The organism is Stenotrophomonas sp. YJH_SMC_46, assembly GCF_059370315.1.
The window spans coordinates 537,971-552,299 of the sequence record NZ_JCAFTO010000002.1 but is presented as its reverse complement, the minus strand read 5'-3'; the positions used below and the strand labels follow the sequence as shown (position 1 = coordinate 552,299).

The window sequence follows — 14,329 nt, the reverse complement described above, 5'->3', positions numbered from 1 at the left end:
CCACGCGCCACTGCCGATCATCCTCGTCACCTGAGTGGGACGACGACGATGAAAGCACGAAACCTGTTCAATACGATCGCCAAGAAGGCCGCGGCCGCCACGGGCTCGCCGTGGACCTTCCTGGCTGCAGTGGCGATCGTGGTGATCTGGGGCATCAGTGGCCCGGTGTTCGGCTTCAACGACACCTGGCAGCTGGTGATCAACACCGGCACCACCATCATCACCTTCCTGATGGTGTTCCTGATCCAGCACACGCAGAACGCGGACACCGCCGCGATGCAGATCAAGCTGGACGAGCTGATCCGGGCAACCGCCGAGGCCAACAACGAGCTGCTCGATCTGGAAGAACTGGACGAGGCACGCCTGGAAGAGATCCGCGCCGAGTACGAGCAGATGGCGCGCGAAGCCGGCGATGCGCTCGCGCGGGTGCGCGCCTGCCATGCAGCGCGGCGCGACGATGAAGCGATCTGACGGTAGCGCCGGGCCATGCCCGGCGAGCGCGATACCCGGAAGAATCCCACACGGGCCATCGCCCTCGGCTGATAACGGCGGACATCCCATCAGTGCAGACTGGCGCCATGTCCAGCCGTCACCTGGAACGCAGCCTCCACTCCCGTATCGGGGGCTACTACGTCCTCACCACGGTCGTACGCCACCGGCGTCCGGTCTTTGAAGATCCACGTTGTGCAACGTGTCTTGTGGATGCATTGAGGTATGTTGAACGCATGGGCCTCAGTCGGTCCTTTGCTTGGGTCGTCATGCCTGACCATCTGCACTGGCTGATGCAGCTGCGCGACGGATCACTGGCGCGCATGATGGGAACGGTGAAATCCCGCAGCAGCCGGTTGCTGGGGCAGCAGTTCGGCATACAGACGCCTTTGTGGCAGCCGAGCTATTTCGATCACGCGGTACGCAGCGAGGAAGCCTTGAGGCGCCATGCGTTGTACATCCTGGGCAACCCCATCCGAGCAGGGTTGACCCTGCATCTCGATGAATATCCGTTTGCATGGTGCCGTTGGCCCATGCGGTAGCGCCCGGCCATGCCCGGCGAGCACGAAGTGCGGTCCGCCCAGACGTCAGGCATGCAGGAACGAAAAGCCGCCGGGCGTGGCCCGGCGCTACCGGTATCGAATTGCTGCTCAGCTGCGCTCGTGCCAGCCACCGCCCAGCACCTTGTACAGCGTGATGCGGTTGACCTGCTGCGCCAGCTGCGCCTGCAGCTGGGTCTGTTGTGCGTTGTAGGCGGTACGTCGCGCATCCAGCAGGGTCACGAAGCTGTCCAGGCCCGCGTCGTAGCGCGCCTGCGACAGGCGGTTGGCCTGTTCGGCCGCTTCCACCAGGCGCTGCTGTGAACGCACCTGCTCGTCCAGGCTGACATTCAACGCCAGCGCATCGGCGGTTTCGCGGAAGCCCACCTGGATCGACTTCTCGTACTGCGCCAGAGCGATATCACGATCGGCGTTGGCGATGGCCAGGTTGGCGCGCAGCTTGCCGCCCTGGAAGATCGGCAGCGTGATCTTCGGCAGGAAGCTCCACACGCGCGTACCGCTGTCGAACAGGTTGGACAGTTCGCTCGAACCACTGCCGATGCTGCCGGTCAGCGAGATGCTCGGGAAGAACGCCGCGCGTGCCGCACCGATATTGGCGTTGGCCGCCAGCAGCTGGTGTTCGGCGGCCATGATGTCCGGGCGCTGCAGCAGCACGTCGCTGGGCAGGCCTGCCGGCGGCGGTGCCAGTGCCAGCAGCTGCGGTTCGATGCCGTCCGGCAGCAGTGCCGGATCGAGCTGGCCACCGGCCAGCAGCGCCAGCGCGTTGCGGTCCTGGGCCAGCTGGCCACGCAGGCGCGCAGCATCGGTGCGCGCGGTCTCGACCAGCGTGCGGGTCTGGGTCAGTTCCAGTGCCGAACTGCCGCCACGCTCGTGGCGGGCCTCGGCCAGGCGCAACGAATCTTCGTAGGTCTTCAGCGTGGCCTCGGCGATCTCCAGGCGCTGCGCGTCGGCACCATACGTCAGCCACGCAGTTGCGGTCTCGGCAACCAGGCTCAACTGCGCGTTGCGGCGGTTGGCGGCCACCGCGAAGTACTGCTGCAGCGCGGCTTCACTGAGATTGCGCACGCGGCCGAACAGGTCCAGCTCGAACTCGGCCACGCCAACGCCGGCGGTGAACTGCTCGCTGACACCGGCATCGGTACCGCGACGGTCCATCTGGCCGGTGACGGCCACGCCAGGCACGCGATCAGCGCGCTGCACGCGGTACTGGCCGCGCGCGCGTTCAACGTTGAGCACGGCCACGCGCAGATCGCGATTGTTCTGCAGCGACTGCTCGATCACCTGCTGCAGGCGCGCATCGGTGAAGAAGTCGCGCCAGCCGACGGCGGCGGCATCGGCCACCTCGCCCTGCGCGGCCTCGGCCGGCCACTGCGCCGGGATCGCCGGGGCGACAGCGGTGTTCTTCGGCACCAGGGTGGAGCAACCTGCCAGCGCGAGCGCGGCGGCCAGGGATACAGCAAGAGAAGAGAATTTCATGGCGACACCTTGGGGGTCACGGTGGTAGCGCCGGGCCATGCCCGGCGGCTACGCGGTGAGGCATCCGCCGGGCATGGTCCGGCGCTACCGGATTTCATCACTCGGCGGTCTTGCGCTTGAACACGCGCTGCACCACCACGAAGAACAGCGGCACGAAGAACACGCCGAGCACGGTGCCGACGATCATGCCGCCGAGCACGCCGGTGCCGATCGCCTGCTTGGCACCGGAGCCGGCGCCGGTGGAGATCGCCAGCGGTACCACGCCCATGCCGAAGGCGAGCGAGGTCATCACGATCGGGCGCAGGCGGTCGCGCACGGCGTGCATGATCGACTCGATCAGGCTGGCGCCCTTTTCCAGGTTTTCCTTGGCGAACTCGACGATCAGGATCGCGTTCTTGCTGGTCAGGCCCACCGTGGTCAGCATCGCCACCTGGAAATAGATGTCGCGTTCCAGGCCCTTGAAGGTGTTGGCCAGCACCGCGCCGAGGATACCCAGCGGGGCCGCCAGCAGCACCGCGGTCGGCACGCTCCAGCTTTCGTACATCGCGGCCAGGCACAGGAACACGATCATCAGCGACAGCGTGTACAGCAACGGCGTCTGCGAGCCGGCCTGGCGTTCCTGGTAGGACATCGCCGTCCACTCGATGCCGAAGCCCGCGGGCAGCTGCTTGGCCAGCTGCTCGATCTCGGCCATGGCATCGCCGGAGGCGACACCCGGGGCCGGTTCGCCCTGGATCTCCATCGCCGACACACCGTTGTAGCGCTCCAGGCGCGGCGAACCGTAATCCCAGTGCTTGGTGGCGAATGCACTGAACGGCACCATCTCGCCCTTGTCGTTCTTCACGGACCAGAGGTCGAAGTCCTCCGGGACCATGCGGAACGGCTGGTCGGCCTGCACGAACACGCGCTTGACGCGGCCACGATCGACGAAGTCATCGATGTACGAGCTGCCCCACGCAGCGGCCAGCGTGCCGTTGATCTGGTCGATCGACAGCCCCAGCGAGGTCGCCTTGGCCGCGTCGATGTCGATGCGGAACTGCGGCGTGTCCTCCTGGCCGTTCGGGCGCACATTGGCCAGCTTCTTGCTGCCGGCGGCCAGACCGAGCAGCTGGTTGCGCGCGGCCACCAGTGCCTCGTGGCCCTGGCCGCTGTTGTCCTTCAGGAAGAAGGTGTAGCCTGAGGCGGTCCCCAGCTCCGGAATGGCCGGCGGCGGGAAGGCAAAGATGAAGGCATCCTTGATCTGGCCCAGGGCCGCCATCGCACGGCCGGTGATCGGCATCACGCCATTGTTGGCGTCACGCTCGCTCCAGTCCTTCAGCTTGACGAACGCCATGCCGGCGTTCTGGCCCATGCCGGCGAAGCTGAAGCCCTGCACGGAGAACACCGAATCCACCGCATCCTTCTCGTTCTGCAGGAAGTGGTTCTCCAATGCCGCGATCGATTCCAGCGTGCGCTCCTGGGTGGCGCCGACCGGGGCCTGCACCAGCGCCATCAGCACGCCCTGGTCTTCGTTGGGCAGGAACGAGCTGGGCAGGCGCACGAACAGCACGCCCATCAGCACGAACAGCGCCGCCACGATGCCCATGAAGCGCCACGGACGATGGATGATGCCGCGCACACCACGCTGGTAACTTTCGCTGGTGCGGTCGAAGCCACGATTGAAACCGTTGAAGAAGCGACCGGCCAGGCCGCGGTGGGCAACATGATGCTCGCCCTTCTTCAGCGGCTTGAGCATGGTCGCGCACAGTGCCGGCGTCAGCACGATCGCCACCAGCACCGACAACGCCATTGCAGAGACAATCGTGGCCGAGAACTGCCGGTAGATCACGCCGGTGGATCCGCTCATGAAGGCCATCGGCACGAACACCGCCGACAGCACCAGGCCGATACCCACCAGCGCACCGGTGATCTGGCCCATCGACTTGCGGGTCGCTTCAAGCGGCGACAGTCCTTCCTCGGACATGATGCGCTCGACGTTCTCCACCACCACGATGGCATCGTCCACCAGCAGACCGATCGCCAGCACCATCGCGAACATGGTCAGCATGTTCACCGAGAAGCCCAGCATCGCCAGCACGCCGAAGGTACCCAGCAGCACCACCGGCACGGCGATGGTCGGGATCAGGGTGGCGCGGAAGTTCTGCAGGAACAGGTACATCACCACGAACACCAGCACGATCGCTTCGAGCAGGGTCTGCAGCACGCCCTTGATCGACACGCGCACGAACGGGGTGGTGTCGTACGGGATCTCGGCCTTCAGCCCTGCCGGGAAGAAGCTCTTCATGTCTTCCAGCGCAGCGTCCACGCCGGCCGCAGTATCCAGCGCGTTGGCGCCGGTGGCCAGGGTGACCGCCAGGCCGCTGGCCGGCTGGCCGTTGTAGCGGGTGACGAAGTCGTAGGACTCAGCCCCCAGTTCGACGCGGGCGACATCACCCAGGCGCAGCTCGGCACCGTCCTGCGCGCCGCGCACGATGATGTTGCGGAACTGTTCCGGGGTCTGCAGGCGCGACTGCGCGTTGATGGTGGCGTTGAGCTGCTGGCCCTTCACCGACGGCGCACCGCCGAGCTGGCCGATCGCCACCTGGGCATTCTGTGCCTTGATTGCCGCAGTCACTTCCGCGACGGACAGGCCATAGGTATGCAGCTTGTTCGGGTCCAGCCAGATGCGCATGGCGTACTTGCCACCGAATACCTGGATGTTGCCCACGCCTGGCACGCGGCTCAGGCGATCGACGACATTGGAACCGACGTAGTCGGCGATGTCGTTGGCGTCCATGCTGCCGTTCTCGGACACGAACGCGATGACGTTCAGGAAGCCCGAGCTGGACTTGGCCACGTTGATGCCCTGCCGCTGCACTTCCTGCGGCAGCAGCGGCATGGCCAGCTGCAGCTTGTTCTGCACCTGCACCTGGGCGATATCCGGGTTGGTGCCGCTTTCGAAGGTCAGGGTGATGGTGGCTTGGCCGTTGGACGAGCTGTTGGAGGAGAAGTAGATCAGGCCATCGAGGCCCTTCATGTTCTGCTCGATGATCTGCGTCACCGAGTCCTCGACCACCTTGGCCGATGCACCCGGGTAGGTGGCGCTGATTTCCACCGCTGGCGGCGCGACGTTGGGGTACATCGAGACCGGCAGCTTGAACAGGGCCAGGCCGCCGGCGAGCATGATGATGATGGCGATCACCCACGCAAAGATGGGTCGATCGATGAAAAAGCGTGCCATGGAGTTCTCCGCTTACTTCGCGTCGCCGGCCGGGGCGGCAGGCTGGGCGGCTGCCGCCGGCTTGGCCGGTGCGTCGCCCTTTTCGGTGGCCTTGACCGGCATGCCGGGGCCGATCTTCTGCAGGCCTTCGACGATGACCTTGTCACCGGCCTTCAGGCCGTCCTCGACCAGCCACTTGTCGCCGACCGTGCGGCTGACCTTGACCGGGCGCACTTCGACCTTGTTGTCCTTGCCGACCACCATCGCGGTGGTGTCGCCCTTCGGATCGCGCGCGATGCCCTGCATCGGCACCAGCACCGCATCGCTGCGCACGCCGCCGCCGATCACCGCACGCACGTACATGCCCGGCATCAGCAGGCCGTCCGGGTTGTCCACCTTCACGCGCAGGCCGAAGCTGCCGGTGGTCGGATCGACGCTGACTTCGGAGAACTCCAGCGTACCCTTGTGCTCGAAGGTGCTGCCGTCTTCCATCAGGATGCTGACCGGCAGGGTCTGGTTGTCCTGCAGGCGGCCGGCAGCCAGTTCGCGGCGCAGCTGCAGCAGTTCGGCGGAGGACTGGGTCAGGTCGACATAGATCGGATCCAGCTGCTGCACGGTCGCCAGTGCATTGGCCTGGCCGGCGTTGACCAGCGCACCCTGGGTAACGCTGGACTTGCCGATGCGGCCGCTGATCGGCGCGGTGATGCGGGCATAGCCGAGGGTGACGTTGGCCGCGTCCAGCGAGGCCCTGGCGGCACCGACATCGGCCTCGGCCTGCTTCTGCGCGGCCACGGCGTTTTCCAGGTCCTGCTGGCTGACCGCGTCGACCTTGGCCAGCTCGGTGATGCGCTTGGCGCTCAGGCGCGCGGCGTTGGCCGTGGCTTCGGCGCGGGCCAGCTGGGCGCGGGCGCTGTTGGCCTGGGCGCGGTAGCTGGCGTCCTCGATCTGGTACAGCGGCTCGCCGGCCTTGACCATGCCGCCTTCGGTGAACAGGCGCTTGGCAACGATGCCGTTGACCTGCGGGCGCACTTCGGCGACCAGGAAGGCGTTGGTACGGCCCGGCAGTTCGCGGGTCAGGCCCACGGTTTCGGACTTCAGCGTGACCACGGTGACGTCACCCGGGCCCTGCTCGGGGGCCTGGGGTTGGCCGCCGCAGGCAGCCACGGCTGCGGCGATGGCCAGCGACAGTGCAAAGGGTCGGATTCGGCTCAGCAACATGACGGAAAGGCTCTTAGGGCAAGGAATCTCAAATCGCGCTGATACAGGCCGAAAGCGCCAGCAGGCAACGCGCACCAGCGGGGAGTGGGAGCCGGACCGGCCTGCCACGCACACGACGGGAATGATGGGAGCGAAATATACATACATGCTTGTTTGTTTGTAAACCGGTACAATTCAGCCACGTTTCACCCGCACTCGTACCTACCCATGGCCCGCAAGACCAAAGAGGACACCCAGGCAACCCGGGAAGGCATCCTTGACGCCGCCGAAGCCTGCTTCCATGAACACGGCGTGGCCCGTACCACGCTGGAGATGATCGGCGCCCGCGCCGGCTATACCCGTGGCGCGGTGTACTGGCACTTCAAGAACAAGAGCGAGGTGCTGGCCGCGATCGTCGAGCGGGTGCACCTGCCCTTCATGCAGGAACTGGAGCGCACCTCCACCGACCAGCGCGACACCCCGGTGCACGACCTGCGCGCGGTGATGATCCACTCGTTCATCGAGCTGTCCGAGGACGAACGCCTGCGCAAGACCATGGAAATCATGCTGCGCAGCGATGCGTCGGCCGACACCAGGGTCCTGACCGAAATGCAGCAGGCCGGCTTCCGCGATGCGCTGGACCGGATGGAGCGCGCCCTGCGCCGCGCCAAGGACCTGGGCCAGCTGCGCGAGGGCGCCGACCCGAAGATCGCCGCACGCATGCTGCACGCCACCGTGCTGGGCGTGCTGCACGGCGCGATGGTCGAACCGGAACTGATGGACCTCAAGCGCGATGGCATGCTCGCGCTGGACATGACCCTGGCCGCCTACGTGAAGGATGGTGTGTTCGTTCCCGGCACCGTCCCCGAGCCGCTACCCGAGGCGTGAACGAGGCTGCTCCCATCACTGCGGCACCCCCTGCAAGGGCAGATCGATGATCCTGGACAACGTGGTGTGGGGCTTCATCGGGTGTGGCAGCGTCACCGAGAAGAAGAGCGGGCCGGCCCTGGCCAACACGCCGGGCTCACGGGTAGTGGCGGTCATGCGCCGCAATGCCGCATTGGCCGAAGACTATGCACGCCGCCACGCGATTCCGCGCTGGTACGCGGACGCCGATGCACTCATCGCCGATCCGGAGGTGAACGCGGTCTACGTTGCAACACCGCCCTCCACGCACATGCACTACGCATTGCAGGCGATTGCTGCAGGCAAGCCGGTCTACATCGAAAAGCCGATGGCCATGAACCACGACGAGTGCCAGCGCATCATCGCGGCCAGCGCCCGCAGCGGCGTGCCCGTGTTCGTGGCCTACTACCGCCGTGCCCTGCCCCGCTTCGCACAGGTGAAGCAGCTGCTGGACAGCGGCGCGATCGGTACGCCGCGCAGCGTGCGCGCCACCCTGCATCGGCCACATTCGGCGGCTGCCGCATCGCCGGGCTTCTGGCGAACCAACCCCGCCATCGCCGGCGGCGGGCTGTTCGTCGACCTGGGCTCACACACGCTGGACCTGCTCGACCATCTGCTGGGGCCCCTTAGCGACGTGCGCGGCCTGGCCAGTTCGTTGACCGGCGCCTACGCCGCCGAAGACAGCGTCTCGATGTGCTTCCGCACCGGGGTGGGGGCGCACGGCATCGCGCAATGGAGCTTCTGCGCGTTCCGCCGACAGGACGAGGTCGAGATCACCGGCGACCTGGGGCAGCTGCGCTTTGCCACCTTCGAGGACGTTCCGGTGGTGCTGGAGACCGAAGCGGGCGTGCAGGTATTCGATATCCCGAACCCGCCATCGGTCCAGCAGCCGTTGATCGCCTCCGTCGTGGACGAACTGCGCGGCCACGGGCACTCGCCCTCGAACGGCATCAGCGCCGCCCGCACCAGTGCAGTGATCGACCAGGTACTGCAGGCCTACCGCGCCCGGCAATCGCGCTGAGCGCCAACGCAAAAGGCCGCCCTGCGGCGGCCTTTTCTGTTGCAGCGGATGGAGTCAGGGCCCTCGCCACGGCGAAGGATCCGACCTCGATGCGCACTACAGGATGTAGCGGCTCAGGTCCGGGTCCTGCACCAGCTCACCCAGGTGTGCATCGACGTAGGCGCTGTCGATGGCCAGGGTTTCTCCATCGCGGTCCGGTGCCTCGTAGCTGAGCGAATCCAGCAGGCGCTCCAGCACCGTATGCAGGCGGCGCGCGCCGATGTTTTCCTGGCGCTCGTTCACCTGGAACGCGATCTCGGCCAGGCGCTCGATGGCATCGGCAGTGAAACTGACCTTGACGCCTTCGGTGGCCAGCAGTGCTTCGTACTGCTTGGTCAGCGCCGCCTTCGGTTCGGTCAGGATGCGCACGAAGTCGCCCTTGCTCAACGCGCCCAGCTCAACGCGGATCGGGAAACGGCCCTGCAGCTCCGGAATCAGGTCGCTGGGCTTGGCCAGGTGGAACGCGCCCGACGCGATGAACAGGATGTGGTCGGTCTTGATCGTGCCGTACTTGGTGGACACGTTGGAGCCTTCCACCAGCGGCAGCAGGTCGCGCTGCACGCCTTCGCGGGAGACATCGCCACCGCCCACGTTGTCGCCGCGCTTGGCAACCTTGTCGATCTCGTCGATGAAGACGATGCCGTGCTGCTCGCAGGCCTCGATTGCCGCAGTGCGGATATCGTCCTCGTTGACCAGCTTGCCGGCCTCTTCCTCGATCAGCAGCGGACGCGCGGCCTTGATGGTCAGCGTGCGCTTGTGCGCCTTCGCGCCGCCACCCAGGTTGGCGAACATCGACTTCAGCTGCTGGCCCATTTCCTCCATGCCCGGCGGGGTCATGATGTCCATGCTGACATTGGCCGCCAGGTCGAGCTCGATCTCACGCTCGTCCAGCTCACCGTTGCGCAGCATCTTGCGGAACTTGATGCGGGTCTCGTTGTCCTGCGCCGACGGTTCGTTGCGGGCGACTTCAGGATCGAAACCGATGCCGCCGCTACGACGCGGCAGCAGCGCATCGAGGATGCGGTCTTCGGCGCGTTCTTCGGCCTGGGTACGCACGCGCACCTTGGCCTGTTCGCGATAGAGCTTGACCGCGGTGTCGGCCAGGTCGCGGATGATCTGCTCGACGTCCTTGCCGACGTAGCCCACTTCGGTGAAGCGCGTGGCTTCGACCTTCACGAACGGCGCGTTGGCCAACGTAGCCAGGCGGCGCGCGATCTCGGTCTTGCCGACGCCGGTCGGGCCGATCATCAGGATGTTCTTGGGCATCACTTCATTGCGAAGCTCCGGCGCCAGCTGCATGCGGCGCCAGCGGTTGCGCAGGGCGATGGCCACGGCACGCTTGGCGTCGTGCTGGCCCACGATATGCCGGTCCAGTTCCTGCACGATCTCGCGCGGGGTCATGGTGGCGGAGGATACTTCGATCTTCGACATGGATGTGCTCACGAATTCGTTGTCTACGATGCCGGAACCGAACGGCCCCGGACGGTAGCGCCGGGCCATGCCCGGCGAATCTGGAATGTCTGTGACGGGTTCCCCGTCACAGCTCCTCGACCACCACGTTGCGGTTGGTGTAGATGCAGATGTCGCCGGCGATGCCGATCGCTTCACTGGCAATCGTGCGCGCATCCAGTTCGGTATGTGCCATCAGCGCGCGCGCAGCCGACAGTGCATACGAGCCACCGGAGCCGATGGCGATGATGCCGTCCTCCGGTTCGATCACATCGCCGGTGCCGCTGATGATCAGCGAGGTTTCCTTGTCAGCCACGGCCAACAGGGCTTCAAGCTTTCCGAGGCGGCGCTCGGTGCGCCAATCCTTGGCCAGCTCGACCGCGGCGCGTTGCAGCTGGCCGTGCTTTTCCAGCTTGGCCTCGAACAGCTCGAACAGGGTGAAGGCATCGGCCGCGGCGCCGGCGAATCCGGCCAGCACCTGGCCGTCGCGGCCAAGGCGGCGCACCTTGCGCGCGTTGCCCTTCATCACGGTGTGGCCCAGCGTGACCTGGCCGTCGCCGGCAATGGCCACGTGCTCGCCGCGACGGACGCAGACGATGGTGGTGGCGTGGAAAACGTTGGGGTTCTGACTGGGGTCCATGATGCCTCCGGGGTGACAGAACCAGAGGTGGGGACTGCGCTGCGCCCTTCAAGCCACCCGCGACCGGCCGCCGCAGGGGCAACGTTCAGCTTTCTCCGCTGCCGTCGTTGCTGCGTCGGCGCTTCGCGCGCGGGTGCGCGGCGTCGTAGACCTTGGCCAGGTGCTGGAAATCGAGGTGGGTGTAGATCTGCGTGGTAGCGATGTCGGCGTGGCCGAGCAGTTCCTGCACGCCGCGCAGGTCACCGGACGACTCCAGGATGTGGCTGGCAAAACTGTGCCGCAGCATGTGCGGGTGCACCTGCTTGAACAGGCCCTGGCGCTGCGCCAGCTGGCGGATGCGGATCTGTACCGCACGCGGGCTGATCGGCCCGTTGCGGCCGGGGAATACCGGCGAAGACGGGCCGCCACCACTTTCCGCGCGCCACGCCTGCAGCGCTTCGCGCGCCGGCCGGCCGAACGGCACCCTGCGCTGGCGGTTGCCCTTGCCCAGCACGTTGACCAAGCCGCTGTCGAAATCCAGATCGCGCCAAGTCAGCGCGCAGACTTCGCTCAGGCGCAGGCCCGAGGAATAGAACAGCTCCAGCAGCGCGCGGTCACGCCGGCCGAGGTCGCCGTCCGGCTCCAGCTCGACCAGCTGCACGGCCTCATCGGCATCGAGAACCTGCGGCAAGCGGCGCGGCGCGCGCGGGGCCTTCAACGTCGCTGCCGGGCTGGCCTCGATGCGTCCGTGCTTGAGCAGCCAGGCGTAGAAGCTTCGGCAGGCCGACAGGCGGCGCTGCAGGCTCTTGGCCGACAGGCCGCGGCGATGCTCATCGGCCACGAACTGGCGCAACGCTTCGGCATCGAGTGCCTCCACGGCTACGCCACGCGGCTCGGCCCAGGCCGACAGCGCGTCCAGGTCGCGGCGGTAGGCGTCGAGTGTGTGCGCCGACATCCGCCGCTCCACCTGCAGATGCTGCAGGAACGCCTGTACCGCGCTCATCGCCGTCGTGCCCTGCTCAGCTCGGGAAGCGCTTCAGGCCAGTGGCCAGGGCGTCGCCCATCATGCGCAGGAACAACGTGCCCATGCCCGGGTAGAAACGGTTCGGATCATGGCTGCCGACCGCGATCAGGCCAACCCCCGGCAGCGGCAGCAGCGCGGTGGTCTGCACCTCCTCGCTGCGCGCGCCGTACAGCACGGCGTTCTTCTCCGGCTGCAGGCGGCCGCAGATCGGCTCGCCGTCCTTCAGGCAGTCGCGGAACGGGCCCAGTTGCGGATCATCGGCGGCGATCACCTGCAGCCAGTCGGCCTGTTCCAGCCCGGCCACCGGCGCATGCACCACCAGCCGCACCAGGTCGCCGGCGAAGTCTTCCTGCAACGAAGCGGCCATCGCACGCAGAGTGTCGGCCGCATTGTCCTGCTTCATCAGTGCCAGGGTCAGCTGATGCGTGCGCACCGCCAGCCGCTCGTTGACCTGGGCGGTCGCGCCCAGGTCGGCCAACCGTCGCGCCAGCTCGCGGTTCTTCTCGCGCAGCACTTCCAGCTGGTAGCTGGCCAGCGATGCGGTCGGGCCGTCATCGCGCGGCACCACCAGGGTCAGGGCCAGGTCCGGGAACTGCTTGAGGAAGCCGGGATGACGCCGCAACCAGGCAGCGACTTCGTGGGCCCCGAGCTTGTCGACGGTTTCGCTCATGCCATCCACTCCCCTTCGAAGACGAATGCGGTCGGGCCGGCCATCACCACAGGCTGGCCATCCCCCGGCCACTGGATGCGCAGGTCACCACCGGGCAGGCTGATGCGGGCATCGCGCTGCAGGCGGCCGCGCTGCATCAGGGTCACCGCAGCGGCGCAGGCGCCACTGCCACAGGCCAAGGTTTCGCCGACGCCGCGCTCGAACACGCGCAGGCGGGCGTGCGCCGGGCCCATCACCTGGGCGAAGCCCACGTTCACCGAGCGCGGGAACGAGGCATGCTGCTGCAGCAGCGCACCGACGCGCTCGACCGGCGCAGCATCGATCAGGCCGACTTCGATCACCGCATGCGGGTTGCCCATCGACACTGCGGCGAAGCGCACGCTTTCGCCCTGCAGCGGCAGCAGGTATTCCTCGCGCGGATGGGCGAAGCCCATCAGCGGCACGTTGGCCGGCTCAAAGGCAGGCACGCCCATGGTTACGGCGAACTGTCCGCCACCGAGCACCTTCACTTCATGGCTGGCCAGCGGGCTGTCGATGACGAACGCATCGCCCTGCGCACTCCCTTGGCGCACCAGCCAGGCCGCGATGCAGCGCGCGCCATTGCCGCACTGCTCGGAATTGGAACCGTCGGCATTCCAGATGCGGTACGAGGCCACCGAGCCTTCCGCACGCGGCGCTTCGATGGTCAGGATCTGGTCGCAGCCGACGCCGGTGTGGCGGTCGGCAAGGCGCGCGGCCAGTTCGGGCGTAGGCGGCGCGGTGCCGTCACGCAGGTCGATCACTACAAAATCATTGCCCGCGCCGTGCATCTTGCTGAAGCGCAGCGCCGTGGAACTGGCCTTACTCATCCCCGCTGCCCGCCTTCTTCGCTGGCGCGGGTGCCGGCTGAGTGGTCGTTGCAGCCGGGTCGACGGTCGTGGCGGGGGCAACGGCGCCCTGGGCCTCCGCCGGGGTCGCCTCGGTGGCGGGCTCGGCAGCGGGTTCGACGGTTTCTTCCACCGGCACCGGCTTCTGCGGCAGTACCAGCGGGCCCTTGTTGCCGCAGGCGGCGAGGAGCAGCAGCGAGGCCGCTGCCAGCGGAATCAGGATGGCGTTTCGATGGGGGATCTTCATGCCCCGAGTATAGCCATTGGCGGCTGAGCGGTTGGTGCAGGGCGGCACGCCACGCATCCGCCGGGCATGGCCCGGCGCTACCGTAACCGGGCGCCGCAGGTAGCGCCGGGCCATGCCCGGCGGGCAATCATTGCTTTGGCGGCAGCGGCCGCGTCCACAGCCAGATCGCCACCACGGTCATGCTGCCGATCGAGAACCACTTCACCCAGGCAATCGGTACGCACCACAGCATGATGGCGGCGCATACCGCCATGGTGATCGTGGCCATCCACTTGCCGTAGCGGCTGACCGCCCCGTGTGCCTGCCAGTTGGCGATGGCCGGGCCGAAGCGTGGATGCTGCAGCAGCCAGTTGTGCAGGCGCTCGGAGCCACGCGAGGCGGCCCAGGCCGAAATCAGGATGAATACGGTGGTCGGCAGGCCCGGCACGAAGATGCCGACGATGCCGGTGCCGAGGCTGACATACGCCAGCAGCCACCACGCCCAGCGGAAACGCACCACGCGCGGAGGCGTGGCGGCATCGCGAGGGGCGGAAGGATCTGGCGCGCTCATGGCCGCAAGGATACCGG

General features: G+C 67.0%; 14 protein-coding genes. 4 read left to right on the top strand and 10 right to left on the bottom strand.

What is annotated here, in order from left to right:
* Positions 1 to 48: 48 nt before the first annotated feature.
* Positions 49 to 471, top strand: a complete 423-nt coding sequence (locus AC5P8C_RS07570) for a low affinity iron permease family protein (RefSeq protein ID WP_019660693.1) — start codon at positions 49 to 51, stop codon at positions 469 to 471.
* Positions 472 to 578: 107 nt separating this feature from the next.
* The gene (locus AC5P8C_RS07565) at positions 579 to 1,031 is read left to right on the top strand and encodes an REP-associated tyrosine transposase (protein WP_026347092.1); all 453 of its coding nucleotides are present in this window, start codon (positions 579 to 581) and stop codon (positions 1,029 to 1,031) included.
* Positions 1,032 to 1,139: 108 nt separating this feature from the next.
* Here AC5P8C_RS07565 and smeF read toward each other — a convergent pair whose 3' ends face one another.
* The 3 genes from smeF to smeD all read right to left on the bottom strand — a co-directional run bounded on the left by smeF (position 1,140) and on the right by smeD (position 6,942).
* A complete protein-coding gene (smeF, locus tag AC5P8C_RS07560) occupies positions 1,140 to 2,525 on the bottom strand; it encodes a multidrug efflux RND transporter outer membrane subunit SmeF (protein WP_026347093.1) in 1,386 nt (461 codons plus the stop codon).
* Positions 2,526 to 2,622: 97 nt separating this feature from the next.
* The gene (gene smeE / locus AC5P8C_RS07555) at positions 2,623 to 5,745 is read right to left on the bottom strand and encodes a multidrug efflux RND transporter permease subunit SmeE (RefSeq protein WP_495218523.1); all 3,123 of its coding nucleotides are present in this window, start codon (positions 5,743 to 5,745) and stop codon (positions 2,623 to 2,625) included.
* Positions 5,746 to 5,757: 12 nt separating this feature from the next.
* Positions 5,758 to 6,942 (bottom strand): multidrug efflux RND transporter periplasmic adaptor subunit SmeD, encoded by a 1,185-nt coding sequence (gene smeD, locus AC5P8C_RS07550; protein ID WP_495218522.1) that lies wholly within the window; start codon positions 6,940 to 6,942, stop codon positions 5,758 to 5,760.
* Positions 6,943 to 7,149: 207 nt separating this feature from the next.
* On the opposite strand from smeD, the gene smeT reads away from it, so the two are divergent.
* Positions 7,150 to 7,809, top strand: coding sequence for an efflux transporter SmeDEF transcriptional repressor SmeT (smeT, locus tag AC5P8C_RS07545; RefSeq protein WP_019660698.1), 660 nt, complete (start codon positions 7,150 to 7,152; stop codon positions 7,807 to 7,809).
* Positions 7,810 to 7,855: 46 nt separating this feature from the next.
* Complete coding sequence (locus AC5P8C_RS07540) at positions 7,856 to 8,848, top strand: Gfo/Idh/MocA family protein (protein ID WP_019660699.1); 993 nt, start codon at positions 7,856 to 7,858, stop codon at positions 8,846 to 8,848.
* A gap of 96 nt (positions 8,849 to 8,944) precedes the next feature.
* On the opposite strand, the gene hslU is transcribed toward AC5P8C_RS07540, so the two are convergent.
* The 7 genes from hslU to AC5P8C_RS07505 form a co-directional block, all read right to left on the bottom strand.
* Positions 8,945 to 10,318, bottom strand: a complete 1,374-nt coding sequence (gene hslU / locus AC5P8C_RS07535) for an ATP-dependent protease ATPase subunit HslU (protein WP_026347094.1) — start codon at positions 10,316 to 10,318, stop codon at positions 8,945 to 8,947.
* Positions 10,319 to 10,424: 106 nt separating this feature from the next.
* Positions 10,425 to 10,976 (bottom strand): ATP-dependent protease subunit HslV, encoded by a 552-nt coding sequence (hslV, locus tag AC5P8C_RS07530; RefSeq protein WP_005411093.1) that lies wholly within the window; start codon positions 10,974 to 10,976, stop codon positions 10,425 to 10,427.
* Positions 10,977 to 11,061: 85 nt separating this feature from the next.
* Positions 11,062 to 11,958, bottom strand: a complete 897-nt coding sequence (xerC, locus tag AC5P8C_RS07525; RefSeq protein ID WP_019660701.1) for a tyrosine recombinase XerC — start codon at positions 11,956 to 11,958, stop codon at positions 11,062 to 11,064.
* Between the two features lie 16 nt (positions 11,959 to 11,974).
* Entirely contained in the window at positions 11,975 to 12,649 is a 675-nt protein-coding gene (locus AC5P8C_RS07520; RefSeq protein ID WP_019660702.1) for a DUF484 family protein, read from the bottom strand.
* Positions 12,646 to 13,497: a diaminopimelate epimerase gene (gene dapF, locus AC5P8C_RS07515; protein WP_495218521.1), complete on the bottom strand. Its 852-nt coding sequence runs from the start codon at positions 13,495 to 13,497 to the stop codon at positions 12,646 to 12,648. Before dapF ends, AC5P8C_RS07520 begins: the two co-directional genes overlap by 4 nt.
* The gene (gene lptM, locus AC5P8C_RS07510) at positions 13,490 to 13,762 is read right to left on the bottom strand and encodes an LPS translocon maturation chaperone LptM (RefSeq protein WP_031270510.1); all 273 of its coding nucleotides are present in this window, start codon (positions 13,760 to 13,762) and stop codon (positions 13,490 to 13,492) included. The genes dapF and lptM overlap by 8 nt, the downstream gene beginning before the upstream one ends.
* A gap of 127 nt (positions 13,763 to 13,889) precedes the next feature.
* On the bottom strand, positions 13,890 to 14,312 hold the full coding sequence (locus AC5P8C_RS07505; protein ID WP_021203896.1) for a YbaN family protein: 423 nt from the start codon (positions 14,310 to 14,312) through the stop codon (positions 13,890 to 13,892).
* Positions 14,313 to 14,329 lie beyond the last annotated feature (17 nt).

What these genes read in the sequence shown, in the direction of transcription:
- AC5P8C_RS07570 (WP_019660693.1), top strand. Translation starts at nt 49, where the DNA reads ATGAAAGCACGAAACCTGTTCAATACGATCGCCAAGAAGGCCGCGGCC.
- AC5P8C_RS07565 (WP_026347092.1), top strand. Translation starts at nt 579, where the DNA reads ATGTCCAGCCGTCACCTGGAACGCAGCCTCCACTCCCGTATCGGGGGC.
- smeF (WP_026347093.1), bottom strand. Translation starts at nt 2,525, where the DNA reads ATGAAATTCTCTTCTCTTGCTGTATCCCTGGCCGCCGCGCTCGCGCTG.
- smeE (WP_495218523.1), bottom strand. Translation starts at nt 5,745, where the DNA reads ATGGCACGCTTTTTCATCGATCGACCCATCTTTGCGTGGGTGATCGCC.
- smeD (WP_495218522.1), bottom strand. Translation starts at nt 6,942, where the DNA reads ATGTTGCTGAGCCGAATCCGACCCTTTGCACTGTCGCTGGCCATCGCC.
- smeT (WP_019660698.1), top strand. Translation starts at nt 7,150, where the DNA reads ATGGCCCGCAAGACCAAAGAGGACACCCAGGCAACCCGGGAAGGCATC.
- AC5P8C_RS07540 (WP_019660699.1), top strand. Translation starts at nt 7,856, where the DNA reads ATGATCCTGGACAACGTGGTGTGGGGCTTCATCGGGTGTGGCAGCGTC.
- hslU (WP_026347094.1), bottom strand. Translation starts at nt 10,318, where the DNA reads ATGTCGAAGATCGAAGTATCCTCCGCCACCATGACCCCGCGCGAGATC.
- hslV (WP_005411093.1), bottom strand. Translation starts at nt 10,976, where the DNA reads ATGGACCCCAGTCAGAACCCCAACGTTTTCCACGCCACCACCATCGTC.
- xerC (WP_019660701.1), bottom strand. Translation starts at nt 11,958, where the DNA reads ATGAGCGCGGTACAGGCGTTCCTGCAGCATCTGCAGGTGGAGCGGCGG.
- AC5P8C_RS07520 (WP_019660702.1), bottom strand. Translation starts at nt 12,649, where the DNA reads ATGAGCGAAACCGTCGACAAGCTCGGGGCCCACGAAGTCGCTGCCTGG.
- dapF (WP_495218521.1), bottom strand. Translation starts at nt 13,497, where the DNA reads ATGAGTAAGGCCAGTTCCACGGCGCTGCGCTTCAGCAAGATGCACGGC.
- lptM (WP_031270510.1), bottom strand. Translation starts at nt 13,762, where the DNA reads ATGAAGATCCCCCATCGAAACGCCATCCTGATTCCGCTGGCAGCGGCC.
- AC5P8C_RS07505 (WP_021203896.1), bottom strand. Translation starts at nt 14,312, where the DNA reads ATGAGCGCGCCAGATCCTTCCGCCCCTCGCGATGCCGCCACGCCTCCG.